Annotated in this window: 21 protein-coding genes; 14 read left to right on the top strand and 7 right to left on the bottom strand. The window is 69.2% G+C overall.

Going from position 1 to position 25,339, the window contains the following annotated elements; genetic code table 11:
- Positions 1 to 52 precede the first annotated feature (52 nt).
- The 4 genes from pobA (at position 53) to ACFOLG_RS04945 (ending at position 3,402) form a co-directional block, all read left to right on the top strand.
- The gene (pobA, locus tag ACFOLG_RS04960) at positions 53 to 1,243 is read left to right on the top strand and encodes a 4-hydroxybenzoate 3-monooxygenase (protein WP_386089057.1); all 1,191 of its coding nucleotides are present in this window, start codon (positions 53 to 55) and stop codon (positions 1,241 to 1,243) included.
- 157 nt (positions 1,244 to 1,400) lie between these two features.
- Positions 1,401 to 2,009 (top strand): FMN-binding negative transcriptional regulator, encoded by a 609-nt coding sequence (locus ACFOLG_RS04955; RefSeq protein WP_386089055.1) that lies wholly within the window; start codon positions 1,401 to 1,403, stop codon positions 2,007 to 2,009.
- 72 nt (positions 2,010 to 2,081) lie between these two features.
- A complete protein-coding gene (locus tag ACFOLG_RS04950) occupies positions 2,082 to 2,633 on the top strand; it encodes a YaeQ family protein (protein WP_386089052.1) in 552 nt (183 codons plus the stop codon).
- A gap of 46 nt (positions 2,634 to 2,679) precedes the next feature.
- Complete coding sequence (locus tag ACFOLG_RS04945) at positions 2,680 to 3,402, top strand: hypothetical protein (protein WP_386089049.1); 723 nt, start codon at positions 2,680 to 2,682, stop codon at positions 3,400 to 3,402.
- On the opposite strand, the gene ACFOLG_RS04940 is transcribed toward ACFOLG_RS04945, so the two are convergent.
- Entirely contained in the window at positions 3,387 to 3,977 is a 591-nt protein-coding gene (locus tag ACFOLG_RS04940; RefSeq protein ID WP_386089046.1) for a TetR/AcrR family transcriptional regulator, read from the bottom strand. The two genes, ACFOLG_RS04945 and ACFOLG_RS04940, sit on opposite strands and share 16 nt — an antisense overlap.
- Positions 3,978 to 4,043: 66 nt before the next feature.
- Here ACFOLG_RS04940 and ACFOLG_RS04935 point away from each other — a divergent pair, with 66 nt between their 5' ends.
- The 5 genes from ACFOLG_RS04935 to ACFOLG_RS04915 all read left to right on the top strand — a co-directional run bounded on the left by ACFOLG_RS04935 (position 4,044) and on the right by ACFOLG_RS04915 (position 8,332).
- Positions 4,044 to 4,496: an acyl-CoA thioesterase gene (locus ACFOLG_RS04935; RefSeq protein WP_386089043.1), complete on the top strand. Its 453-nt coding sequence runs from the start codon at positions 4,044 to 4,046 to the stop codon at positions 4,494 to 4,496.
- 18 nt (positions 4,497 to 4,514) lie between these two features.
- A complete protein-coding gene (locus ACFOLG_RS04930; RefSeq protein WP_386089040.1) occupies positions 4,515 to 4,862 on the top strand; it encodes a DUF1304 domain-containing protein in 348 nt (115 codons plus the stop codon).
- 178 nt (positions 4,863 to 5,040) lie between these two features.
- A complete protein-coding gene (locus tag ACFOLG_RS04925) occupies positions 5,041 to 6,048 on the top strand; it encodes a class I SAM-dependent rRNA methyltransferase (protein WP_386089037.1) in 1,008 nt (335 codons plus the stop codon).
- Positions 6,049 to 6,240: 192 nt separating this feature from the next.
- Positions 6,241 to 7,794 (top strand): sensor domain-containing diguanylate cyclase, encoded by a 1,554-nt coding sequence (locus ACFOLG_RS04920; RefSeq protein ID WP_386089034.1) that lies wholly within the window; start codon positions 6,241 to 6,243, stop codon positions 7,792 to 7,794.
- A gap of 31 nt (positions 7,795 to 7,825) precedes the next feature.
- On the top strand, positions 7,826 to 8,332 hold the full coding sequence (locus ACFOLG_RS04915) for a M48 metallopeptidase family protein (RefSeq protein WP_386089031.1): 507 nt from the start codon (positions 7,826 to 7,828) through the stop codon (positions 8,330 to 8,332).
- Positions 8,333 to 8,424: 92 nt separating this feature from the next.
- Here the strand turns inward: ACFOLG_RS04915 and ACFOLG_RS04910 are convergent, their stop codons facing one another.
- Positions 8,425 to 8,883, bottom strand: coding sequence for a hypothetical protein (locus tag ACFOLG_RS04910; protein WP_386089029.1), 459 nt, complete (start codon positions 8,881 to 8,883; stop codon positions 8,425 to 8,427).
- Positions 8,884 to 8,972: 89 nt separating this feature from the next.
- Here ACFOLG_RS04910 and ACFOLG_RS04905 point away from each other — a divergent pair, with 89 nt between their 5' ends.
- Complete coding sequence (locus tag ACFOLG_RS04905) at positions 8,973 to 9,161, top strand: Lar family restriction alleviation protein (RefSeq protein ID WP_349584587.1); 189 nt, start codon at positions 8,973 to 8,975, stop codon at positions 9,159 to 9,161.
- 133 nt (positions 9,162 to 9,294) lie between these two features.
- Positions 9,295 to 12,561, top strand: coding sequence for a DNA translocase FtsK (locus ACFOLG_RS04900; RefSeq protein WP_386089026.1), 3,267 nt, complete (start codon positions 9,295 to 9,297; stop codon positions 12,559 to 12,561).
- 663 nt (positions 12,562 to 13,224) lie between these two features.
- Here ACFOLG_RS04900 and ACFOLG_RS04895 read toward each other — a convergent pair.
- The 3 genes from ACFOLG_RS04895 to ACFOLG_RS04885 all read right to left on the bottom strand — a co-directional run bounded on the left by ACFOLG_RS04895 (position 13,225) and on the right by ACFOLG_RS04885 (position 19,683).
- Complete coding sequence (locus ACFOLG_RS04895) at positions 13,225 to 17,034, bottom strand: translocation/assembly module TamB domain-containing protein (protein ID WP_386089023.1); 3,810 nt, start codon at positions 17,032 to 17,034, stop codon at positions 13,225 to 13,227.
- Between the two features lie 8 nt (positions 17,035 to 17,042).
- Positions 17,043 to 18,761: an autotransporter assembly complex protein TamA gene (locus ACFOLG_RS04890; protein WP_386089020.1), complete on the bottom strand. Its 1,719-nt coding sequence runs from the start codon at positions 18,759 to 18,761 to the stop codon at positions 17,043 to 17,045.
- Positions 18,762 to 18,828: 67 nt separating this feature from the next.
- Complete coding sequence (locus ACFOLG_RS04885; protein ID WP_386089018.1) at positions 18,829 to 19,683, bottom strand: DMT family transporter; 855 nt, start codon at positions 19,681 to 19,683, stop codon at positions 18,829 to 18,831.
- A gap of 190 nt (positions 19,684 to 19,873) precedes the next feature.
- Between ACFOLG_RS04885 and ACFOLG_RS04880 the strand changes: the two genes are divergently transcribed.
- The gene (locus ACFOLG_RS04880) at positions 19,874 to 20,644 is read left to right on the top strand and encodes a class I SAM-dependent methyltransferase (RefSeq protein WP_386089016.1); all 771 of its coding nucleotides are present in this window, start codon (positions 19,874 to 19,876) and stop codon (positions 20,642 to 20,644) included.
- Positions 20,645 to 20,729: 85 nt separating this feature from the next.
- Here ACFOLG_RS04880 and ACFOLG_RS04875 read toward each other — a convergent pair whose 3' ends face one another.
- On the bottom strand, positions 20,730 to 21,062 hold the full coding sequence (locus tag ACFOLG_RS04875) for a DMT family transporter (protein ID WP_386089014.1): 333 nt from the start codon (positions 21,060 to 21,062) through the stop codon (positions 20,730 to 20,732).
- A gap of 181 nt (positions 21,063 to 21,243) precedes the next feature.
- Here ACFOLG_RS04875 and ACFOLG_RS04870 point away from each other — a divergent pair, with 181 nt between their 5' ends.
- Together ACFOLG_RS04870 and ACFOLG_RS04865 are read left to right on the top strand one after the other, a co-directional pair.
- Positions 21,244 to 22,134 carry a LysR family transcriptional regulator gene (locus ACFOLG_RS04870; protein ID WP_386089012.1) on the top strand — a complete coding sequence of 297 codons (891 nt, stop codon included), beginning with the start codon at positions 21,244 to 21,246 and terminating at the stop codon, positions 22,132 to 22,134.
- Between the two features lie 173 nt (positions 22,135 to 22,307).
- Positions 22,308 to 23,003, top strand: coding sequence for a hypothetical protein (locus tag ACFOLG_RS04865; RefSeq protein WP_386089010.1), 696 nt, complete (start codon positions 22,308 to 22,310; stop codon positions 23,001 to 23,003).
- Between the two features lie 219 nt (positions 23,004 to 23,222).
- Here the strand turns inward: ACFOLG_RS04865 and ACFOLG_RS04860 are convergent, their stop codons facing one another.
- Complete coding sequence (locus tag ACFOLG_RS04860) at positions 23,223 to 25,199, bottom strand: TniQ family protein (RefSeq protein ID WP_386089008.1); 1,977 nt, start codon at positions 25,197 to 25,199, stop codon at positions 23,223 to 23,225.
- Positions 25,200 to 25,339 lie beyond the last annotated feature (140 nt).

The raw sequence follows: 25,339 nt of genomic DNA, 5'->3' as shown, positions 1-25,339 counted from the left end.
AGCGCGGCACGTAACTGCGCCACTACAAAACGGGACACACACAGGAGTCAGCATGAACATGAAAACCAAGGTCGCCATCATCGGCGCCGGGCCGTCCGGCCTGCTGCTGGGCCAGCTGCTGCACAAGGCCGGCATCGACAACATCATCCTAGAGCGTCAGACCCCGGATTACGTGCTGGGCCGCATCCGCGCCGGCGTGCTGGAGCAGGGCATGGTCAACATGCTGCGCGAGGCCGGCGTGGCCGAGCGCATGGAGCGCGAGGGCCTGGTGCACGAGGGCATCGAGCTGATCTACAACGGCAAGCGCGACCGCATCGACCTGAAGGCACTGACCGGCGGCGACACCGTGGTGGTGTACGGCCAGACCGAGGTCACCCGCGACCTGATGGAAGCGCGCGCCGCCAGCGGCGCCGTCACCATCTACCAGGCGGCCAACGTGCAGCCGCACGAGCTGAAGGGCGAGCAGCCCTACATCACCTTCGAGCACAACGGCGAAAGCGTGCGCCTCGATTGCGACTACATCGCCGGCTGCGACGGCTTCCACGGCGTGTCGCGGCAGAGCATCCCGGCCGAGGTGCTGAAGCACTACGAGCGCGTCTACCCGTTCGGCTGGCTGGGGCTGCTGGCCGACACCCCGCCGGTGAACCACGAGCTGATCTACGCGCAGCACGAGCGCGGCTTCGTGCTGTGCAGCCAGCGCTCGGCCACCCGTAGCCGCTACTACCTGCAGGTGCCGCTGACCGACAAGGTGGAAGACTGGTCCGACCAGCGCTTCTGGGACGAACTGAAGACCCGCCTGCCGCAGGACGTGGCCGCCAAGCTGGTCACCGGCCCGTCGCTGGAAAAGAGCATCGCGCCGCTGCGCAGCTACGTGGTGGAGCCGATGCAGTACGGCAAGCTGTTCCTGGTCGGCGATGCCGCGCACATCGTACCGCCCACCGGCGCCAAGGGCCTGAACCTGGCCGCCTCCGACGTGTGCTACCTGTACCGCATCCTGGTGAAGGTGTACCGCGAGGGCCGCACCGAGCTGCTGGAGAAATACTCCGAGCTGGCGCTGCGCCGCATCTGGAAGGCCGAGCGCTTCTCCTGGTTCATGACCACGCTGCTGCACGATTTCCCGGGTGCCGATGCCTTCGACCAGCGCATGCAGCGCAGCGACTACGACTACTACACCGGCTCGCCGGCCGGCCGCAAAACCATCGCCGAGAACTACGTCGGCCTGCCGTTCGACGAAGTGGACTAAGACCTCTCTTTCCGCGTTCCCCACGCCTTGGCCAGCCCGGCACCCGCCGGCGCTGGCTTTTTTATTGGTTCCCCCTACCGCCGGAAAAGTGGCACTTACCAGGGAGCCACCCGTGCGGCAGCATCACGCCATGTCCTTGTCCGCCCAGGAGCGATGCATGCCGTTCTACCAGCCCCCGTCCTTTGCCGCTGCGGCCAACGTTGGCCGCAGCCTGGCCCATGATTTCCCGTTTGCCACCCTGCTCACCCAGCAGCCGGACACGCCGTGGCTCAGCCACCTGCTGCTGCTGCCGGACCCGAGCGACCCGGACTGCCTGCTCGGCCACCTGGCCGCCGCCAACGGCCACAGCCAGGCCTTGCTGCAAGCGCCTAGCATCGCGATCTTTCACGGCGAGCACGACTACATCTCGCCGCGCTGGTACGTGAGCGCCGGCATGGTGCCGACCTGGAACTACCGCGTGGCGCATGCCCACGGCCAGGCCGAAGCGGTGAGCGGCGACGAGCTGAGCTCGCTGCTGACGCAGCTGGCGGCGCGCTTCGAAGGCGCCGATGGCTGGTCGCCGGCGCAACTGCCGGCCGCCGCGCTGGCGGCGATGCAGCGCGGCATCGTCGGCTTCCGGCTGCGGGTCAGCCGCTGGGAGGTGAAGGAAAAGCTCAGCCAGAACCGCAGCGCGGCAGACGTGGCCGCGGTGATCGCCACGCTGCAGGCCGGCGATGCCGGGCAGCAACAGCTGGCCGCGCGCATGTTGGCCGCCAGCGGCGGTTGACACGGCAAAGGTGCCGTCGCCGGGCCGCGGGTCTATACTGCCGGCCTTCCCAGCCTTTGCCGAAAGCCCGCCATGGCCCTGAAAGCCACCATTTACAAAGCCGACCTCGCCATCTCCGACATGGACCGCGGCTATTACGCCAGCCACAACCTGACAATGGCGCAGCACCCGTCGGAAACCCTGGAGCGCATGATGCTGCGCCTGGCGGTGTTCGCGCTGCACGCCGACGAACGGCTGGCGTTCAGCAAGGGCATCAGCGCCGACGACGAGCCGGACCTGTGGCGCAAGAACTACGGCGACGAAGTGGAGCAGTGGATCGAGCTGGGCGAGCCGGACGAGAAGCGCCTGCGCCAGGTGTGCGGCCGCGCCGAGGCGGTATGGATCTACAGCTACGGCGGCCGCGCCGCCGACATCTGGTGGGACGGCATGGCCGGCAAGGCCAGCCGCTTCGACCACCTCAACATCATGAGCGTGGCGCCGGACACGCTGACCGAGCTGACCACGCTGTGCCAGCGCAATATGCAGCTCACCGCCACCATCCAGGACGGCGCGCTGTGGCTGTCCAGCGAGCAGGGCAGCGTCACCGTGACGCCGCAGCGGCTGTACGGCGGCGGCGAACGCTAGCCGCTGCGATCACGCCGCTGCCCTGAGCCACCGCCACGGTGCCCCCATGCGCCTGCTTGCGCTGCTGATGCTGCTACTGGCCGCGCACGCCACGGCGGCCGCGCCGCGCATCCTGCGGCTATCCACCATCAGCCACGAGCCGGTGGGCGACACCGCCTTCCGCGTGCTGCAGCGGGCCTACCGCCAGCTGGGCATCGAGCCCGAGCTGGTACACCTGCCGGCCATCCGCGCGCTGGCGGCGGCCAACGGCGGCGACACCGATGGCGACGTGGCGCGCTATCCCGACATCGAGCGCGACAACCGCAACCTGCTGCGGGTGCCGGTGGCCATCATGCAGCTGCAGGTGTCGGCGGTGACCACCGGGCCACGCTTCGCCATCAGCGGCCGCGCCAGCCTGGCGCCGTACAGCCTGTGCATCCGCCGCGGCATCCAGCCCACCGATGACTACACCGCCGGCCTGACGCGCTTTGCCGCCAACAGCGATCTGCAGTCGCTGGCGATGCTGCGCGCCGGCCGCTGCCAGGTGGCGCTGTTCAGCCAGTATTCCTGGCTGGCCATCGATGCGGCCAACGGCGGGCCGCTGCGCCTGCTGGCGCCGCCGCTGCTGCACATGACGCTGTACCACTACCTGCACCGCCGCCACGCCGCACTGCTGCCGCGCATCAGCCGCGTGCTGCGCGCCATGCGGCAGCGCGGCGAGATCCAGCGCATCGTGGCGCAGGCGGAAGTGCCGCTGCACCAGGCGCGGCAGCGTCAGACGCTGCGCTGAGCGGTCAGCAGCGCCAGGCCGCGCCGCGCCAGCTGGCCGCCGTCGCCGCGCCCCAGCAGCTGGCGGTCGTGGTGTGCGCTTTGCACCAGGCCGAACAGCATGAAGGCCAGCAGCGCCGGATCGCTGCCCGCCGGCAGCTCGCCGTTGTCGGCGGCATCCTGCAGCATGCGCTGCAGCGAGTCGCGCAGCCGCGCCTGGCCGGCCAGCAGCGCCTCGCGCACCATGCCCGGCTGGTCGTCGAACTCGTAGCAGGCCGCCAGCAGCGGGCAGCCGCCGGGGTAGCGCCCGCCCTCCAGCCGCCCGACCCAGGCATCGAACAGCGCGTTCAGCCGCGCCAGCCCGCGCGGCAGCACCAGCACCGGCTGCAGCGTTTCGGCGACGAACTGCGCCTGCGCCGCCTCCACCACCGCCAGCTGCAGCGCCTCCTTGCTGCCGAAGTGGGCGAACAGCCCGCTTTTCGACATGCCGCTGGCCGCCGCCAGCTCGCCGATGGTGAGCGCGGCAATGCCGCTCTGGCTGGCCAGCGCCAGCGCCTGTTGCAGGATTGCCTCTCGGGTAACCGCTTTTTTACTCATTGCTGCTTGCCTTGCCGGGGTTTACGTGCAAAATAGCACGATCGTACTTTTTTGGAAGCACCCATCATGACCGTGTTCCACAAACAGGTGGAAATCCGCTGGGCGGACATCGACGCCAACCAGCACCTGCGCCACAGCGCCTATGCCGACCTGTGCGCGCACAGCCGCATCGAATGGCTGCAGGCGGCCGGCTTCGGCCCGCAGCAGTTCCAGGCGCTGGCGTTCGGCCCGGTGCTGTTCCGCGAGAGTACCGAATATCGCCGCGAAATCCACCTCGGCGAGCGCATCGACATCCGCCTGAGCCTGGCCGCCGCCAGCCCGGACAACGGCCGCTGGACCTTCCGCCACGAGCTGTACAAGCCGGACGGCCAGCTGGCCGCCATCCACGAGGTCACCGGCGCCTGGATGAGCCTGGCGGCGCGCAAGCTGATTCCGCCGCCGGCCGCACTGCAGCCGCTGCTGGCCGAGCTGAGCCACAGCGCCGATTTTGCGCTGCTGCCGCAGCCGGTCTACAAGTAACCCCGCCGGAGTCTCGCCATGCCTGTTGCAGCCATGATCGCCATCGCCGTGGTGGCGCTGATCCACGTCTATATCCTGGTGCTGGAAATGCTGCTGTGGACACGCCCGGCCGGGCGCCGCGCCTTCGGCCTGACGCCGCAGTTCGCCGCCGACAGCCGCGTGCTGGCCGCCAACCAGGGGTTGTACAACGGCTTCCTGGCCGCCGGCCTGCTGTGGAGCCTGCTGCCGGGCAGCCCGGCCGGCATCGCGCCGTTCTTCCTCGGCTGCGTGCTGCTGGCCGGGGTGTTCGGCGCCGTCACCGCCAGCCGCAAGATCCTGTATGTGCAGGCGCTGCCGGCGGCCATCGCGCTGGCGCTGCTGCTGTAGCGCTGCGGCCAACGTTGGCCGCAACGGCCCGGCGGCAGGCGCAGCCGTCAGCATCGTGCGGTGCCTGGCCGCGGCGGGGGGTGACAGCATAAGCGGCAGGGCGGCGGGCAAACGCGTACAATGCCGCCATCCGGCCGGAGCCTGTGCTACCGGCCGCCCTTTTTTCCGGAAAGAAGCCATGTCCACCCTCACCGAACTGTTGCAGACCGCCGATAGCCATCGCGCCGCGCTGCTGCCCCGCCTGGCGGCAGAAAACACCACCGCCTACCGCCTGTTCCACGGCAGCGCCGAAGGCCGCCCCGGCCTGACCATCGACCGCTACGGCGATGTGCTGCTGCTGCAGACCTTCCACACCCCGCTGTCCGACGACGAGTACGCGGCGATCGTGGCGCACTACGCGCCGCTGGACCTGCTGCCGGTGTACAACGACCGCAGCGGCGCCAATTCGCGCATCGGCAACCGCCTGCCGCCGGAACAGCTGGAGCAGGCGCAGCTGCCGCGCACCGTCAGCGAGCTGGGGGTGAACTACCACTTCCAGGCGCGGCACCAGGGCCAGGACCCGTGGCTGTTCCTCGACCTGCGCGCCGGCCGCCGCCGCGTGATGCAGCTGGCCGCCGGCAAGAGCGTGCTCAACCTGTTCGCCTACACCGGCGGCGTGGGCGTGGCCGCCGCCAAGGCCGGCGCCAGCTTCGTGATGAACGTGGACTTCGCCGAATCCAGCCTGCAGGTGGCACGCGCCAACGCCAAGCTCAACGCGCTGGCCACCCGCCCGCGCTGCGTGCAGAGCGACTGCTTTGCCGCGCTGCGCCAGCTGGCCGGCATCGGCCAGCCCAAGGTGGTGCGCGGCAAGAAAATGCCGCCGTTCCCGGTGCTGGAAGCACGCCAGTTCGACGTGGTGTTCCTCGACCCGCCGCGCTACGCCAAGAGCCCGTTCGGCGTGGTGGACCTGATCAACGACTACCCGGCGCTGTTCAAGCCGGCGCTGCTGGCCACCGCGCCCGGCGGCGTGCTGATCTGCTGCAACAATGTGGCGCAGGTGGACCGCGAGGCCTGGCTGGCACAGCTCAAGCGCAGCGCCGAAAAAGCCGGCCGCCCGGTGCGCGATGCGGAGTGGATTACGCCGGAAGACGACTTCCCCAGCTTCGACGGCCAGCCGCCGCTGAAGATGGTGCTGCTGCACGTCTGAGCCGGCGTCGCGCCGGCAAAGGTTGGCCGCATTGCCGGCCGGCCAGCAATGCCGTTCACCGTCACCGGTGGACGGCATTTTTCATGGCCGCGCCGCCGCGGCGGCGGCCGGTCGCGGGCAGGGCATGCCACAGTCAACTTCATGATTGGCCACGGGTTTCCTACACTTAAGACTGGTACCCGGAGAAAGCCCATGCAAGCTCCCCCCACACCTGCCGGCGAGCAGGCCAGACTCGCCCTGTTGCAGCGTACCGCGCTGCTGGATACCCCGCCGGAGCCGGAGCTGGATCGTATCGTCAGCCTGGCCGCCGCCATATTCGATGCGCCCACCGCGCTGCTGAGCCTGGTGGATCACGACCGGCAGTGGTTCAAGGCGCGCCACGGCATGGCGCTGCACGAGACGCCGCGCGAGGTGTCGCTGTGCGGCCACGTGGTGGCCAGCGGCAGCATGCTGGTGGTGGAAGACACGCTGCAGGATCCGCGCTTTGCCGACAACCCGCTGGTCACCGAGCTGGGGCTGCGCTTTTACGCCGGCGCGCCGCTGCGGCTGGACGGCAGCCACACCATCGGCACGCTGTGCATCAACGATCGCCGGCCGCGGCCGTTCGGCGCCAGCGAGCAGCAGCAGCTGCAGCTGCTGGCCGATACCGTGTGCGAGCTGCTGCGCACGCGCATGACGCAGCAGGCCATCGCCCAGCAATGCGAGCGGCTGGTGAGCGTCAACCAGGCGCAGGCCGGCTTTCTGCTGGACCGCAATATGGAGCCCGCCAGCCAGACCATCCTGGCGCCGCTGCTGGAAAGCAGCGGCAGCCGGCTGGGCTTCATCGCCAGCTGCCAGCTGGACCACGACGGCAACCTGTACCTGGACATCCTCGGGCTGGCGCAGAACGACGCCATCGCCATGGCCTGGCTGCTGCCGCTGCTGCAAAAGCACGACAGCAGCTACCGGCTGTACGGCTTCGACCACATCCTGGCCTCGGCGCTCAGCGACGGCGACCCGCTGGTGATCAACCAGCCGCGGCTGTTCGCCGAGGAGGACACCCGGCTGGCGCAGCTCACCTCGCTGCTGGCGATTCCCTGCTTCTGCCACGGCACGGTCAAGGGGCTGATGGTGCTGGCCGACCGCCCCGGCGGCTACGAGCCGGAGCTGGTGGCGCAGCTGTCCACCCTGGCCGACACCATCGGCTCGCTGCTGCACGTGCGCGACCTGGAGCTGGCGCGGCACGCCGCCGAGGCCGAGCTGGCGCGCCAGGCCAGCATCGACCCGCTCACCGGCCTCGCCAACCGCCGCGCCTTCCTCGAACGCTGCCAGGGCGCGCTGCAGCTGCTGCAGCGCTACCAGACCAGCTTCAGCGTGCTAATGCTGGACCTGGACCACTTCAAACTGATCAACGACGGCTTGGGCCACGCCGCCGGCGACTACGTGCTGTGCGAAATTGCCCAGCTGCTGCGCCAGCAGCTGCGCGACACCGACCAGATCGCCCGCTGGGGCGGCGAGGAATTCTGCATCCTGCTGCCGCAGGAGGACGGCGAGCGCGCGCTGCAGCTGGCCAACCGCCTGCGCGACGCCATCGCCAACCTGGAGCTGAGCTGGCACGAGCGCATGATCCAGCTCACCGTCAGCATCGGCGTGGCCGGCATGCTGTCGCCGCAGGACAATATCGACACCCTGCTGGCGCGCGCCGACCAGGCGCTGTACGCCGCCAAGCTGGCCGGCCGCAACCGCTGCCTGCAGGCCGACGAGTAGCCGGCGGCCTGCCGCGCGTTACAATGCGGCCATGCTCCAGATCAAATACCTCGCCGGCTACCCGGAACCCCTGCTGCAACAAGTGGCGGCGCTGCTGGACAGCGGCCAGCTGGGCAGCTGGCTGGCCCGGCGCTACCCGGACCGCCACGACATCCAGACCGACCGCGCGCTGTACGACTACGTCAGCGAGCTCAGGCAGCGCTACCTGAAGAACACCGCCGCGCTGGCGCGGGTGCAGTACGACAACACCCTGCACCCGGTGAAAGGCACGCTGGGCAGCAATGCCTTCGTGTCGCGGGTGCAGGGCGGTAAGCTCAAGCGCAAGAACGAGATCCGCATCGCCACGCTGTTCCGCGACACCCCGCCGCAACTGCTGCGCATGATCGTGGTGCACGAGCTGGCGCACCTGAAAGTGAAGGAGCACGACAAGGCCTTCTACCAGCTGTGCAACCACATGGAGCCGCACTACCACCAGCTGGAATTCGACCTGCGGCTGTGGCTGCTGGCGCGCGAGCAGGGCGACGGCGCCAGCGGCTGATGACGCAGCCGCTGCGGCCAACCTTGCCGCCTGGCGCGGCAAAGCGGCGCCAGCGCGGGGCAGGGCGGGGCAGGGCGGGGCAGGGCGGGCGGTCAGCGCGCCGGGTAGACCGCTGCCAGCAACGGCGCCAGCTCCAGCGTCGGCGCCAGTTGCAGCAGCAGCTGGCAGGTGTCATCCACGCCGTGGGTGAGATGGCGCTGCGAGTGGCGCGCCACGCCGGCCATCATCCGGTCCAGCATGTGTTTCTGCAGATTGACCATCGACACGATATTGATGCTGTGTGCCAGCTCATGCGCCTCGCACCACTGCATCAGCTCCTGCAGCGGCGGGATCACCTCCGGCCCGCCCAGCTGCCAGTGGCGGATATCGTTGACCCGCAGCCACGGCCCCGGCCCCAGCGCCTCGGCCGCCGCGCGCACCGCGTCGCGGTAATTGCAGGCGAACTGGTAATTGATACCGCCGGACACCACGATCCACAGCACGCGGCCGGCCGTGTGGATGCGGTAGTCGCCATGAGCCTGCATCGTCGTCGCGCCATCAGCAAAAGTCATGCTGCAGTGTAGCCAAAAGCGCCGCCACGGCTCAAACCCGGCCACACCTTTGCGGTATCATCTGCCCCTTGCCATCGAGGAGAGCCGCCATGAGCGACACCAGCGCCAGCCCGAAACCCTGTTACAAATGCGGCGCCCCCGCCGAGCTGGTCAAAGCCGGCTCGCGGCGCTTCTGGGTGCAGTGCACGCGCTACGCCGGCCAGGGCAACTGCAGCGCCATCGGCCCGCAGGCCGACAACAAGAAAGAGGCCGTCGCCGGCTGGAACAAGATCCGCTAAACGCGGTCTGTCTTCCGGCCTACGGCTGCGCCGCGCGCTGCCCGGCGACTAGCAGCGCCGCCGACGGCCACCCCAGAAACCAGCACCGGGCCGCCCGCAGCCGCGCGGCCCGCCCCCGGAAGCGAACACAGGCATGGAGCTGTTCAAACTGCTGCACACGCTAGGACAACGTGTGCGCGACACCCTGAGCATGGAAGAAGGCGACGGCGTGGACCAGCCGGCCGCGCCCGCGGCCGCCGAGCCCGCCCCCAGCGCCAGCCCGGCCGCCAAACCCCGCCGCAACCTGCTCAGCGAGATGCCCGACGCCGCCCCGGCCGCCAGCGAACCCGCCGCGACCGCACCGGCACCGGCACCGGAAATCATCACCCTGCCGCCACGGCAGCCCAAGCCGCTGGCGCCGCCTGCGCCGCAGCCCGAGATCATCCGCGAGCTGCCCAGCCAGCTGCCGCGCTACAAGCACAGCGCCACACCGCCGCCGGCGGCGCCGCTGCCGGTGATCGGGCTGGACGAGGTGCAGCACAACCTGCAGCGCGATCTCAAACGCCGCGGCCAACGTGGCCAGCCACAGCCGCCGCAAGCCAAGCCCGCGCGCGACCTGCCGCTGATCGATCCGGCCGAAGTGCGCGCCAGCCTGCAGCAGCTGCACGGCAAGCCGTCGCCCGCCGCCGGCAGCCGCCCGGCAGCACCAGCCGCCGGCAAGCCCGTGGCCGCCAGCGAAGCGTACTATCCGCCGGACCCGGCCCCCAGCTTCACCGCGCCCTTGCCGCAGGACGAACGCGAACGCGCCGCCGCCGCACTGTTCGGCCCGCAATCGCGCTTCAGCGCCGGGCGCGAGCCGCTGCCCGCCGAGACCGAGACCGAGATCGAAGCCTTGCCGCTAGAGGACCACGCACTCGCGGCACTACCGCCGGCCGTGGCAAGCGCACCAGCGGCCGCCGCCAGCCTGGCCGCCCAGCCGTGGCCACCGCACGCCGCGACCGAGGCCCAGCCCGTGCCAGACCGCGCACCCGCGGCACTGCCGCCGGCCGTAGAAAGCGCGCCAGCGGCCGCAGCCAGCCTGGCCGCGCAGCCGTGGCCGTCGTACACCGCGACCGAGGCCCAGCCTGTGCCGGACCGCGCGCCTGCGGCACTACCACCGGCCGAGGAAAGCACGCCACCGGCCGCAGCCAGCCTGGCCGCACAGCACGCGGCAACCACCATCGGCGTTGCCGACTACGCGACCAGCGCCACGCCCGAGCTAGCGCCGGCGCCAGCTCACGCCGCAGACCCCGCGCCCACTCTGCCCGCCAGCCAGCCGGCAGCGCCGCTAACCCTGCCGGCGGCCAGCCGTGCGCCGCGTTCGCCCTGGCAGCAGCGCCAGGCGGGCAGCTGGCACGCCGCGCCGCAAGCCGCCAGCCACTTCAGCAGCGTGGCAAGCGTAGCGGCCGCCACCGACAGCACGGCACATCACCAACCGGAACACGGCAGCAATGACGACGCCGTAGTCGAACCGCGCCCGGCCAGCGCCACGCAGGCCAGCAGCGCACAGCCCGAACCCGCCACGGTCGCCGGCGAACCCTCGCCGCCGGCAGCCACCACGGCGCCGTGGGAGCAGGCCGCGCCCGCCGGCGGCTGGCAGCAACAGCCGTCGCGCAGCGGCGACCTGGTCTGGCATGTGCTGGACGCCAGCGACGATGCGACCGACAGCGCCAGCCCGGCAGCCAAGCCGGCGCTGCCGTGGCAGCTACTGAACGACAGCGCCGTTGCCGACAGCAGCAGCGCCGACGCCACCGACACGCACAGCGACGATGACCGCCGCCAGCCGCCTGATGCGGACAGCGCCGAACCCGCCACCTTGGCCGCCACGCCGTGGTCAGCGCCAGCGCAGCAGCTGCCGCTGATGCCACCGCCGCGCCACATCCCGGTGGTGTACGGCGACGTGACGCTGCCGTCGCTGGAACTACTGCGACCGGCGGAAACCAGCAAGGCGGTGCAGAGTGAGGACTACCTGATCGAGCGCGGCATCCTGATCGAGGAAAAGTGCGCCGAGTTCAAGGTCAAGGTGGCGGTGGTGGATGCCTACGCCGGCCCGGTGATTACCCGTTACGAGGTGGAACCGGCGGTGGGCGTGCGCGGCAGCCAGGTGGTGAACCTCAGCAAGGACCTGTCGCGCGCGCTGGGCCTGGCCTCGATCCGCATGGTGGAAACCATCCCCGGCAAGACCTGCATGGGGCTGGAGCTACCCAACCCGCAGCGGCAGATGATCCGCCTGTCGGAGATCTTCGGCGCCGAGGTGTTCACCGGCAACGCCTCCAAGCTGACGCTGGCGCTGGGACAGGACATCACCGGCGCGCCGGTGGTCACCGACCTGGCCAAGGCGCCGCACCTGTTGGTGGCCGGCACCACCGGCTCCGGCAAGTCGGTGGGCGTCAACGCCATGATCCTGTCGATGCTGTTCAAGGCCACGCCGGACGAAGTGCGCTTCATCATGATCGACCCCAAGATGCTGGAGCTGTCGGTGTACAACGACATCCCGCACCTGCTGGCACCGGTGGTCACCGACATGAAGCTGGCCGCCAACGCGCTGAACTGGTGCGTGGGCGAGATGGAAAAGCGCTACCGGCTGATGAGCCACCTCGGCGTGCGCAACATCGCCGGCTACAACGACAAGGTGCGCGCCGCCGAGGCCGCCGGCCTGCGCCTGACCAACCCGTTCACGCTGACGCCGGAAACCCCGGAACCGCTAACCACGCTGCCCTTCATCGTGGTGGTGGTGGACGAGTTCGCCGACCTGATGATGGTGGCCGGCAAGAAGATCGAGGAACTGATCGCGCGCCTGGCGCAGAAGGCACGCGCCGCCGGCATCCACCTGATCCTGGCCACGCAGCGGCCGTCGGTGGACGTGATCACCGGCCTGATCAAGGCCAACATCCCCACCCGCGTGGCGTTCCAGGTGTCCAGCAAGATCGACAGCCGCACCATCCTCGACCAGATGGGCGCCGAAAGCCTGCTGGGCCAGGGCGACATGCTGTTCCTGCCGCCGGGCACCGGCTACCCGCAGCGCGTGCACGGCGCCTTCGTCACCGACGAGGAAGTGCACGCGGTGGTGGAGTACCTGAAGCAGTGGGGCGAACCGGACTACGTGGAAGGCCTGCTCACCGGCGAATCGGTAGCCGACGAGGAGCAGCTGGAGGCCAAGGGCAAGGCGGCCGCCGGCAGCGAGGCCGACCCGCTGTACGACGAGGCGGTGGAGATCGTGCTGCGCACCCGCAAGGCATCGATCTCCTCGGTGCAGCGCCAGCTGCGCATCGGCTACAACCGCGCCGCACGGCTGATCGAGGACATGGAGGCCGCCGGCATCGTCTCGGCGATGGAAAGCAACGGCAACCGCACGGTGCTGGTACCGCAGCGGGATTACTGAACCCGACCCGCCAGGCAAACATGCCGCCCAACCGCAAGGTGGGCGGCATGTTTTTGGACCGTACACGGTAGGGCGGAAGCCCGATGCAGGTGGGCGCTTAGTGTGCCTAACCTCGTAGGGCAGGTTGGCCGCAGGCCATACCCGCGCGACGTTGGCGGCTTGCGCGGGTATGAACCGCTGGTTCAACCCGCCCTACAACATACGGAACAAAAACGTTGGCCACATCAACCCACGCCCACAACATGCGGCCAACGTTGTGTAGCACCCAAACTGCCCCACGGGGAGCGCCGGCAAAAACGGTATCCGCAAGGTTTTAAGCGGCCGCTTTGTCTGAGCCGCGCGACGTTAGCGCGCGGCGAGTTCGGCCGCGCCTTGCGGCTGCCGTTTTTGGCGGGGTTTCGCGGACCATAAGGGGCGAGCGGGGGTGGAGGGGGGCGGCGGCACGCCCCCCTCCCCGTACGCCGGGCGGAACCGGCGATTTCAAATAGCATCCGCGCAGCGGATACAAAACCAGACGCGGTAAACGTTGGGCCTCGCTGCGCTCGACCCCACCTACCGCCCGCTGGCGGCGGAGGTGGATCACCCCGTGTAGGGCGGGTTGGCCTCGGACCAGACCCGCGCAAGGTTGGCCGCATCGCGGCGAAACGCCCTGCCCAGGCAGCCTCAATCAAAGCGCAGCGTGTAACGCAACTCGCTGGACGCCTCGCGCCCGGCGCGGGCGATCAGCGACAGCTTCTGCGACAACTGGTAGCTGATGCGCACCGCCTGCTCGGCGCTCTTCAGCCCGTACTCGTAGCCGACGTACAGCTCGCGCGTCAGCTGCTTGCCCAGCGTCACCACCTGCTCGGCCGGGTTCACCGTGCCGTCGCTGCTGGTGCTGGCGGCGCGCGACTGCACCCCCACGTCGTCGAACAGCCCGACGCGGTCGTTGAGCATGCCGGCCAGCAGGCCGCCGGCCGAGGCGGCGCCGCCCATGCCGTTGCTGCTGTCGCCCAGCGTGGCGGCGCGGCCCAGCACCAGCCACGACAGCTTGTCCTTCTCCGACATCGCCTCGTCCGCCACCAGCGTCACCGACGGCAGCAGCACCGAGCCGCCGATCTCCACCCCGGCGCCGACGCTGGAATTGCGCCGCGTGGCGCGGATGTCCAGCGACGGGTTGTCCAGCGCGCCGTTGAAGGTGATCAGCCCCTTGTCGATGTCCAGATCCTGGGCGTAGGCCTTGAAGCGGCCCTTGTCCACCCGCACCTGGCCGCGCGCCTGCAGCGCGCCGCCAGGCTCGGCCAGCAGCCGCACATTGCCGCCCAGCCAGGCATCCAGCCCGTTACCGCTGAAGCGGAAATCCTTGCCCAGCGCGATGTTCAGGTCCACCCCCAGCGGCAGCGTGCTGTCGCCGTCCACCACCACCTCGCGCCCGACCACGCTCACGTCGGACGACAGCCGCGGCCCGCCCAGCTTGGGCAGCTCCATGCGCGCCTGGTCCACCCCCAGCTCGCCGCGCAGGAACACCTTGCCCTGCTCCAGGGTGATGCGGCTGTTGCCGGACACCGTCAGCCGCCGCCCCGGGCGCTCGATCAGCGCGAAGCGCGCCAGCCGCAGGTTGATCGCCGCCCCCGGCTGGTCGCCGTCCAGCGCCAGGTTGCCGCTGGCCTGCAGCTCGCCCTGCTTGCCGAAGCTCAGTTTGTCCACCAGCAGCGCGCGCTGCTGCAGCCGCGCCAGCAGCACGCCGTCTTCCAGGCGGATGCCGTTCTTGCGCTCGCTAAAGCGCAGCTGCTGGCCGTTGATGTCGCCGTTGTACAGCGGCGCCAGCAAGGGGCCGGACAGCCGCACGTCGGCAGTCAGCGCGCCGTCCAGGTCGTAGCCATTGCCCAGCCATTGCTGGAAAACACCCAGCGTCGGCACCGCCAGCTGCACCCGGGCGGCAATCTGCGCCGCCGCCAGCGTGCCGCCGGCCGGCAGCTGCAGCGTGCCCTCGCCATTGAGGCGGCCGAAGCGGCTGTCCAGCGCCAGCTTCAGCGGCGCCGCCGGCCCCAGCCCCAGCTGCAGCTCGGCGCGGCTCAGCCCCAGCGCCTGCGGGCCGCGCTGCCGCTGCGGCAGCAGCACGTCGCCGCGCTCGCGGCGCAGGTTGAGGCGGCCCTGCGGCCAACCTTGCTGCCCGGCCAGCGCCCAGTCGGCGGCCAGCACCAGATCCTGCTGCAGCGGCAGCTTCAGCCACGGCGCCAGCGCCGTCAGCGCCAGGCCGTTCACCCGCCCGCTGCTGTGCCAGCCGGCGGCGCGCTGCCAGCCGCTGTCCTCCAGCTGCCATTGCGTGCCCAGCGCCTGCCAGCGGCTGGCGCCCAGCGCCACGCTATCGGCGGCCAGTTGCAGCGCCACCGGCGCCTCCAGCCGCAGCGCCACGCCGCCGGCCGCCTGCAGGCTGTTGAGGCGGCCCTGCCAGCGCAGGCTTTGCGGTGCCAGCCCGCCGCTGAGCGCCAGGCCGATGCTCTGCGGCTTGTCGCCCAGCTGGCCGCGCGCCTCCAGCTGCAGCTGGTGCGCGGCGCGGTTGCCGCTGGCGCTCAGCTGCAGATTGTCCAGCCGCTGACCGCCAGCCTGCAGCTCGTGGCCGTTCAGCTGCAGGCGGAACGGGCTGTCCTGCTGCAGGCCGCTGCTGCCCTCGCCCTGCAGGCTGCCGATGCTGACGCCGCCCGGCAGCCGCAGCGCCTGCGCCGCCAGTTTGCCGGCCACGTCCGGCCGCGCCGGGGTGCCGGCCAGCTGCAGGCTGGCGTTCAGCTCGCCGCCGAAGGCCGGCCCCAGCAGCGACAGCTGCGGCGCCGCCAGCTGCAGCGCCAGCGTATCGCCGGCGCGGCCGTAGCCGCCGCTGGCCTGCAGCCGGTTGCGCCCCAGCGTCAGGTCGGCCAGGACTTGCGTCACCCGTTGCGGCTGCCACTGCAGGCGCAGCTGCCCGCCCAACGGCGCGCGGCTGAGCTGGCTGCCGGCCAGTTGCAGCGCCACGTCCCCTTGCGGCGCGGCGGCCAGATTGGCGTGGCTCACCAGCGTGCCGTTGATGCTGCCATGCGGCCAACGTGGGTCGATGCGGGCCGGGTCGAAGCCCAGCAGCCGGCCGGCAAACGCCAGCTGCCGGCTGTCGAACTGCCAGCTGCCCTCGCCCTGCAGCCGGCCGAGGCCGGTGCGCAGCGCCAGTTCCGCCACTTCCAGCCGCCGCGGCGCCTCGGCCAGCCGCAGGCGGCCATCCAGCCCCAGCTCGCCGCTGCTGAGCTTGATGCGCAGTTGCGGCAGCCGCGCGCGGCCGGCGGCATGCAGCTCGCCGTCGATCAGGTGCGACGGCAGCGCGGCGTGCAGCTGGCGGCTGTCGATATGGCGCAGCTGCGCGTCCAGCGCCAGCGCGTCCGGCGCGGCGCTGCCACTGACGGTCAGCTCGCCGCCGGCCAGCTGTGCCTGCAGGCCGGGCAGGCGCAGCGTGTCGCCATCGATGCGGAACTCGCCCCACAGCAGCGACAGCGGCATCTGCTGCGCCGAGGCCGGCCCCGGCGCGCTGTTGAGCAGCGAGATGCCGCCGCGCACCGAGTCGGCGTCCTGCGGCTCCACGCTGACCGCCAGCGCCAGCCGCGCCTGCGGCAGCCCCGGCAGCAGCGCCTGCGGGTTGACGCCGCCGACGCGCGCGTCCAGCCGCCGCAGCCGCTGCAGCGGCACCGCGGCAAACGGCTGCAGTTCGCTCGTCAGCTTGATCAGCAGGCCGCGGGCGGCGATCTCGCCGGCCAGCCGCGGCTGCAGCAGCGAGCCGGCCAGCGCCAGCTGCCCGCGCGCGGCCACGCCTTCCAGCTCGCCCTGATAGCGCAGCTGGCCGGCCAGCTGGAACGGCGCCGCGTCCCGCACCGTCAGGCCGACGGTGGCGCCGCCCCACGGCGTGTCCAGCTGGCGCAGCGTCAGCCGGTGGCGGCCGCCGTCGTAGCGGTAGGTGGCGCGCAGCGCCGCCAGCAGCGGTTGCCCCGGCTGGCTGAAGCTGTCGATCGCCAGCGCATCCAGCCGCACCGGCAGCGGCAGCGCCAGCGAGCGCGGTACCTGCGGCGGCGCGGCCGGTCTGGCGGCCGGCTTGCCGGCATAGCGGATGTCGCCGATGGCCAGCTGGCGGATATGCAGCTGGCCGCGCCACAGCGCCGCCGGCTGCCAGTCCAGCCGCAGCCGGCTGATGTCCAGCCGCGTGCCGGCGTGCTGCCAGGACAGCTGCTGCAGGGTAAAGCCCTGCCACAGCGTGCCATCGCTGCGGCCAACCTTGAGGCTGCCGCCGCTGACGCTGTCGGCCCAGCGCCACAGGGTGGCGAAGCCGGCCGGGGTGGCACTGAGCCAGGCCAACAACACGGCGGCGGCCAGCAGCAGCAACAGCGGCGTAGCGAGCAGCCACGGCCACCAGCGGCGGCGCGGCGCGGGCGCAGGCGCGGTGGCGGCTTCGGTGGCGGGATCGAGTTCGGGCGGAGTCATCTGCGGCATCAGAACGCCAGACCCAGGTTGAGGTTCCAGCGCCAGCGCTTGTCGCGGTTGCCGTGGGCGATGTCGAACGCCAGCGGCGCCAGCGGGCTGAGCCAGCGCGCGCCGACGCCGTAGGCGGTGGCCAGGTTGAGTTTCTGCCACGACTGGGCGGCGTCGCCGGCATCGACGAACACCGCCGCGCGCCAGTTCTGTGTGAGCGGGTACTGGTATTCCACGCTGGCGGTGGTCAGCACGCGGCCGCCGCTGATGCTGCCGTCGCTCTCCTCCACCCCCAGGCTCTGGTATTCGTAGCCGCGCACGCTGTTGACGCCGCCGGCCTTGAACAGCCGCGAGGTCGGCACCTCGGTGGTATCGGCGGCAAACACCTGGCCGCCTTCCAGCCGCGACACCAGCGTGCCGCGCAGCCAGTTAGGCGACCAGTAATTGGCCAGCCGCACATAGCCGCGCTGGAAGCGGGTGTCCGAGCCCAGGTCGCCCACCGTGGCCGCCACTTGTGCCTCCAGCAGGTAGCCGCTGCTGGGGCGCAGCAGGTTGTCGATGGCGCGCTGCGTCCAGCCGTAGGAGGCGATCAGCGATTTGCTGTCGCGGGTCAGCACGTCGTTTTCGTGCTCCTGCTCCAGCACGTATTCCAGCCCCAGCCGCGATTCGACATTGCCGTTCTGGCGGATGCGGAACACCCCCAGTTCGCGGCCGTCGGTGAGCACGCCGTTGCTGTCCTCGCGGCTGGCGTGCAGGTTGATGGCGTGCGAATAGCCGCCCACCTCGCGCGGGAAGCCCAGCCCCAGGTCCAGCTGCTGCTTGTCGCGCTTCCAGTCCAGCACCACCGAGCCGGTATAGCCGCGGCGGAACAGGTTGTAGTGCTCGTAGCCCAGCCGCACGCCGGGGCCGTCGCCGGTGCTGTAGTTCAGGCCCAGGTCCAGCTTCTGCCGCTGCACCTCGCTGACGCTGACGCCGATCGGCACGCTGCCGTCCTGCAGCTGCTCCCACAGCGGCGCCACCACCACGCCGCTGTAGTGGCTGTCTTTTTCTAGGCTGCTCTGGTAGTCGAGGATGTCCTGCTGGCGGAAATCGCTGCCGGCGCTGAAGTTGGCCTGGCCGCGGATCACGCTTTCCGGGTAGCGCGCGGCACCGCTGACCACCAATGCGCCGTAGCGGATGCGCGGGCCGCTGTCGATGGTGACGCTGAGCGTGGCGCGGCGGCTGGCCGGATCGATCTCGGCGCGCGAGGCGACGATGCGCGCCTGCGGGAAGCGCTCCAGCAACAGCGGGCGCAGCGCGGCCTTCTTGCTGTCGTCCCAGTCGCCCTGGCGGAACACCGCGCCCTGCGGCAGGCTCCAGCCCGCCTCGGCGTCGGCGACGAAGCGCGCGTAATCGGCCTCCTGCGTCACCGCGCCGCGGTACTGCAGCGTTACCTGCGCCACCGTTACCGGCAGCCCGGGGCGCACACTGACCCGCACCTGCTGGCCGTTACGCTGCACGCTGACCTCCGGCGCGAAATAGCCCTCGGTTTCCAGCAGCGTCTTCACCTCGGCCGGCGTGGCCTCCAGCATCGCCGCCAGGTCGCGCTCCTGCAGCGTGTCGTCGGCGCGCAGCTGCACCAGGTCGAGGTTTTCCTCCAGCAGCGGCTGCAGCAGCAGCGGCGCGTCGATCTCGACCTGATAATCCAGCGCCAGGACAGGCAGCGGCAGGCACAGCAGCAACAGGGGCAAATAGCGCATCAAGGAATATCCGGGGTGAATCGCGCTATGGTAGTGCAGATGCCGCGGCAGCGTCAGCCACCGCCGGCTAGGCGCGCACCGCGCGCCCGGCGATCACCAGCGCGATGCCACCGAGGATCGCCAGCGCCGCCAGCCCGGTGCGCCAGCCCAGCGCCTCGCCCAGCAGCAGCCAGCCGGCCACCGCCGCCAGCAGCGGCACGCTCAGCTGCACCGTGGCCGCGGTGGCGGCGCCCAGGCCGCGCAGCGCGGTGTACCAGATGGCGTAGCCGATGCCGGAGGCCAGCGCGCCGGACGCCAGCGCGTAGGCGACGCCGTCCCACGCCGGCAGCTGCGCCGGCGGCCACAGCAGCAGCGGCAGCAGCGCCAGCGGCACCGCGCGCAGGAAGTTGCCGGCGGTGAGCTGGGTGGGGTCGCCGCCGCCGCGCCCCAGCAGCGAATACACGCCCCAGGCCACGCCGGCCAGCAGCATCAGCAGCATGCCGTCCAGCGGCGGCGCCGACACCCCCGGCAGCAGCAACAGCAGCAGCCCGCCCAGCGCGCAGGCAAAGCCCAGCCACTGCCGTGCGGCCAACCTTTCGCCCTGCCACAGGCCGTAGCCGATCATGCTGGCCTGCACCGCGCCGAACAGGCACAGCGCGCCGGTGGCGGTGGGCAGGTGGCGGTAGGCGAACGAGAACGCCGCCGCGTAGCCGAACAGCGCGCCGGCGCCGGCCCAGCTGCCGGCCTTCGTCCACAGCCCGTCGCGGCCGCGCACCAGCAGCGCCAGCACCAGCGCGCCGCTGGCCAGCCGCAGCAGGGTAAAGCTGGCGGCATCGATGCGCGTGGTGGCCAGCGCCAGCCGGCACAGCAGCGAGTTGCCGGCAAACGCCAGCATGGCGATCCAGGTCAGCAGCAGGGTACGGCGGTGTGGCGACACGGGCATGCTCGGCTCCGGGAATGACGATAGCGATGGCCCTACCATAGCGCATATTTCGCCGCCGGCATGGTCGCGGCGGCTGCGACTTTGGTGCTGGCGCGCAAGCTGTTACTGTTTATAACAGGATAACTACCCAGCTTGTACCGGTATCCAAGCCCGGTTACGGTGGCGGCATCCAACCCCGCGGAGCCCCGCCATGCAAGCCCACCAGCAAGCCACCACCCAGCAGTTCGACCCGCAGGCACAAGCCTATCTCACCAGCGCGGTGCACGCCGCCGGCCCCGACCTGGCGCAGGCCTGCCAGCTGCTGGCGGCCAACGTTGCCGGCCACGCCCGCGCGCTGGATGTCGGCTGCGGCGCCGGCCACCTCGCCTTCCAGCTGGCGCCGCTGCTGGGCCACATCACCGCGCTGGACCCGGCGCCGGCGATGCTGGACACCGTGGCCGCCAGCGCCGCCAGCCGCGGCCTGAATAACCTCGCCACCCAGTCCGGCCACGCCGGCGCGCTGCCGTTTGCCGACGCCAGCTTCGCGCTGGTGGCCAGCCGCTACAGCGCCCACCACTGGCTGGACCTGGCCGCCGGCCTGGCCGACATGCGCCGCGTCACCGCCCCCGGCGGCTACGTGCTGCTCATCGATGTGCAGGCGCCGGAAGACGCGCTGGCCGACACCCATCTGCAATGCTGGGAGCTGCTGCGCGACCGCTCGCACGTGCGCAACCGCAGCGACCGCGAATGGCGCGAGCTGTTCGCCGCCAGCGGCATCGAGCTCATCGCCCACCACAGCTGGCCGCTGCGGCTGGAGTTCGCCAGCTGGGTGGCGCGCATGCGCACGCCGCCGGAAAAAGTGGCGCTGCTGCGCCAGCTGCAGCAGGAGGCGCCGCAGGAAGTGGCCAGCGCGCTGCAGCTGGAGGCCGACGGCAGCTTCAGCACCGCCACCGGGCTGTGGTGGGGCCGGGTGCCGGCCTGAGCGGCGCCGCGCGCGCAATGCAAACCGCCCCCGGCAACGGGGGCGGTGCAATGGCCGGGCTACCGCATTACGCGCGGCAGCCGCGTCAATGCCCGGAAGTTTTCGAGAAGCCCTGCAGCACCACCACACCGGCCACGATCAGGCCGATGCCGAGATAGGCCGGGCCATCCAGCAGCTGCTTGTACAGCAGCTGCCCCACCAGCGCCACCGCCACGATACCGACCCCGCACCAGATGGCGTACACCATGCCCACCGGCAGGGTCTTCATGATCTGCGGCAGCAGGTAGAACGAGGTCACATAGCCCACCACCACCAGCACGCTGGGCAGCAGGCGGGTAAAGCCGTCGCTGGCCTTCAGGCTGCTGGTGGCCACCACCTCGGCCACGATGGCAATCGCCAGCATCAGATAGTTGTTCATCCTGCACCTCCCGTGGGCTCGTCCTTGGAACCTGTTCGAAATCTGCGCGGGTGCCGGCGCGTCTTCAGCGCCGGCACCCGCCGCTTGCTGGGCCACAACCGCACAGCCGCAAACAGTTGGCCGCATCTTATATCTGGTAATCAGGTACATTAAAGATAGAAACCATCTGAAAGACAGATAGATGAAATGGACGCTGGAACAACTGGCCACCTTCGTCGCCGCGGCGGAAGCGCCGTCGTTCTCCGCCGCCGCGCGCCAGCTGGGCCGCGCCCAGTCCGCGGTCAGCACCGCGATCGCCCTGCTGGAAGCCAGCCTCGATATCGAGCTGTTCGACCGTGGCGGCCGCCTGCCCAGCCTCACCCCCGCCGGCACGCTGCTGCTGGCGGAGGCGCGCGAACTGCTGCGGCAATGCCGCCATTTCGACAACCGCGCGCTGAGCCTGAGCAGCCGGCGGCCGGAACAGCTGACGCTGGCGCTGGACGAAGGCCTGCCCTACCCGGCCGAACTGGAACTGGTGCAGGCGCTGGACCAGGCCTTTCCGCAGCTGGAACTCACCCTGTGCCACGGCTCTGCGGCCAACATCGCCGACTGGCTGCGCGCCGGCCACGCCGACGTCGGCCTGGCCTTCCGCCGCATCCCCGCCGACGCCACGCTGGCCTCGGAACCGGTCGGCGCCGTGCCGCGCGTGCTGGTGGTGGGCAGCACCCACCCGCTGCTGCAGGAGCCGGACATCAACCGCCAGACGCTGGCGCGCCACCGCCAGCTGCTGGTCACCCCACGCCTGATGCAGGACGATGCCGCCGAACGCATCAGCCCGCAACTGTGGCGCACCGACAGCCTGTACGTGATCGCCGAACAGGCCGCCATGGGCCAGGGCTGGGCGGTGCTGCCGCTGAACATCGCGCGCTACCCGACGCTGAACGGCCAGCTGGTGGAAATCCACGCCCGCGACCTGGCCTTCCCGGCGCTGGAGGTGCACCTGTACTGGCGCGCCGGCCAGGAAGACGCCCCGCTGCTGCGCTGGCTGCGGCGCTACCTGGCGGGGGCGGTGTTTGCGCGCAGTGTGGGCTGAAGCGGGGAAGTGCGGCAGCGAGCAGTAGAACATGCGCTGCCCGCCTTGCGGCCAACGTTGGCCGCATCCCGCGCTGCGCTGCAGCGCCATCCGCCACCGCCGACAGGTCACGACAATTGTATGGCCGCGGTATCATGCCATAGTCAAGTTAGGTCGATTCAAGGTGGATAGCCATGCCGGACAGACAACTGACCACACGGGTGCAATGCAGCTGCGGTCACACCTCGCACATCACCATGGCCGGCAAAACGGCCAGCTACTGCCCCAACTGCGGTTGCCGTGTTTACTCGCCAGCAGCCAAGGAGCAGCCGTCCAACTGGACCATAGGCAGGCTTGCCCCGTGGGCACTGGGCGGCCTGGCCTTCATCTGGGGCCTGCAGAACTGGCCGCACACCGCCAGACCCGCGCAGCCGCCAGCGGTAGTCATGCCACCGCAAGCCATCCAAGCCATCCCCACCCCAGCAGCGCCCTTGCCGCCGCCTGTCGCCATCACGCAAGGCGATCAGGAAATGTGGACCCAGGCCCCCAGAGTGGCACCGTTTACTGTCAAGACGCCGGATGGCAGCAACAGCTACTACCTGAAGCTGGTAGATGCCAATACCAACCAGCCGGTGATGAGCCTGTTCGTGTTCCCGGCGCAGGAATACCGCAGCACCGTGCCGCTAGGCGCTTATAAATTACGCTACGCCCATGGGCCAATCTGGTACGGCAGCGAGCACTTTTTCGGCCCGCAGACCACCTTCATGGAGGCAAATAGCGTCTTCAATTTCACCCAGGAGGGTCAGCATTTGAAGGGGCATATCGTCAGCCTGATTAAGCAACCCATGGGAAACCTGCCGACGCAGGAGATTTCGCGGCAGGCGTTTTAGCCGGAATCGCGAGATAAGCGGTAAGCGGCAGCGCATGCGACGGATCGCCTGTCCTGCCTGAAAATGAAAAATGGCCTCCAAAGCTGGAGGCCATTTGCTAAGCTGATTACAGAAAGAAAAATCCAAAAACTCTAGCGTAATGAAAAATATCTAGGAATTTTTGTGATTTTTAAAAATTTGTAGGATCCCATTTCCATCTAGATTTGGGACTTTGCCAAATCAACGGGGTTCTAGTCGAAAGTGGGACGGATCGGGCACTGGCGTCCCATTTTCGTAGATGATCCTCTCCCAGGCTTTCTCACGTCGCTTCACCGTGTCGTGCCACTTCGTCAGGTCACCGACGCTGTGCTTGGCGAGGAACCGGTCAAGCGCTTCAGAACGAGTATATACCAGCTGGCGGCATGCTTCGATGCTGGTCCCCCGAAGGGGATAGATCGATACAGCCTTCAACATGAGCATGGCCTTTCTGGGCGAGTGACCAATCCTGTCAGCAATCTCAGTGCCGAAGATGTGCTGTCGGAGGAAGCGGTCCACATCGATCTTACGGACCCGCGAGCCATGGTGCTTACTATTCCCTAACTTGTGAGAGCGGATGTAGTCGTTCTGGGTGAGCCAGTAAGCCACCTGCTGTTTCACCCCCAACACTTCCGCGAGCTCGGGAATCGTAATCCAGTTGACCCGATCTGTTTGCATGGCGGCTCGCCACTGGACCAGATCCTTGCGCTTGAACACCCAGCGGCTGATACCGGCCTTGCCGATGAGCGTCCGGGTCAGCACCAGCGTCCCTGCCTTGACCTCCTCCACCAACGACACAATCTCGTCCGCGTTCCACTGCCAGTAATGCAGCACGTCAGCGAGCGAAATCTCGTCATCATCTACGCAGTAGACACGTGGCAGTTCCTCGCCCAGTTCTGATAGCTGATACACCTCCGTGCTGGAGATGCACCATGGCAGGTGCTGCTGGTCGTTCACACGCCTGGCAGATGGGAAAAGCAGCTTCAGTATCCGTCGCAGCCTGACCTTGCCCAGCCCGAGGATTTCCATGGCTTTGGCCATGGTGATCTCGCCCGCCAGCTCCTCCTCTACTCGTGCCAGCTGGTCTTTCCGCACCATCAGGAAGTGTCTGCTCTTGGCACTGATCGTCTCTTGGCCATCCAGTTGCCCTGAGCGGACGAGATACCGCAGCCTGGCCATCGAGATACCCAGTCGATCAGCTGCTGCCTTGCCAGGAATCCACTGTACGTTCTCCAGTACGGTGTTGGTCAGGCGTCGGTTGCGCTTGGCAAGCGCACCTTTCCAGTTATGGGTGACCCACAGTTCAAAGGCTTCCCGCACCGGACCGTAGACTCCTCCGCGCAAACCTCCTTTATATAGGTACTGGTACGCCTCCTTGAAAACGGCCTTCAGACTGATCCTGGCCTCACCGCCGGTGTTTTGCAGCACGTCGAGGGCCTGGTGGAACTTCTCAGGCCAAAAGACCAGCATCTCTGCCGCCAGTGACGAAATGGTCCAGGACACAACCATCGCACCAGAGTTGGCGATCTTGAGCGGCTTCTGACTGGCCGCCGGATCCAGATACACCCCCAAGTATCGGATCAGCAATTGCACTTGAGCAATCGTCATCCCTTGGAATGGGTAGCCATGCTGGTAGCGGATGTCCTGTCTGAACAGTATCTGCTCTAGTACCTCGCCGAGCAGGATGCCTGCAGGGGGCGCATCCTCCGGAATTTCCTGCCGCAGATCCGCACCACAGTTGCAGCGCAGCAGGCTATCCCGCTGCCAGGTCAGGCGTTCGCCACAGCTTGAGCATTGGTCGATCAGCCACACGCCATGCTTATGGCAGGTGTCAAAGTGCAAAACTTCCCAGCCAAGCCGCCAGCGCGGGTCTTCCCCCAAGCAGTATGGGCAAAACCGGGCGTGCTGCCGATTCCAGATACCCGGTTGCTCTTGCAGAAGCTTGGCCACGTACCGCACCTGCTCATGTAGCTCCGGGTAGAGCTGCGGATGCGGCAGCAGCTGCTGTTGCTGCAGGGCTTCCGGATTGAAGGCAATGCCAATCTGCTCCAGGTCGCGCAAATTCATGAAATTGGCTTCAGCCAGTCTGAACAGATAGCCAGTGGGGCCCTCGGTCCGCGAGGGATGAGGACGTATCAATAGTGTCGGTACTGGTAGTTGTGGGGTAGCACTGTCATGCATTGCTTGTCCCTCCCTTGTTTGCCCGTAGTCCGAGTTTCACGGCGACGGGTGAGCCGACGGGATCTTTGCGCGTATGCTGGTAAAAAACCTCTCCGGGTTGCGTCAACGGCCGTATCGGTGACTCTGGATGGAACGGGTTC

The organism is Vogesella facilis (assembly GCF_042648525.1).
Taxonomy (GTDB): domain Bacteria; phylum Pseudomonadota; class Gammaproteobacteria; order Burkholderiales; family Chromobacteriaceae; genus Vogesella; species Vogesella facilis.
This window is presented reverse-complemented; position numbering and strand designations above follow the sequence as displayed.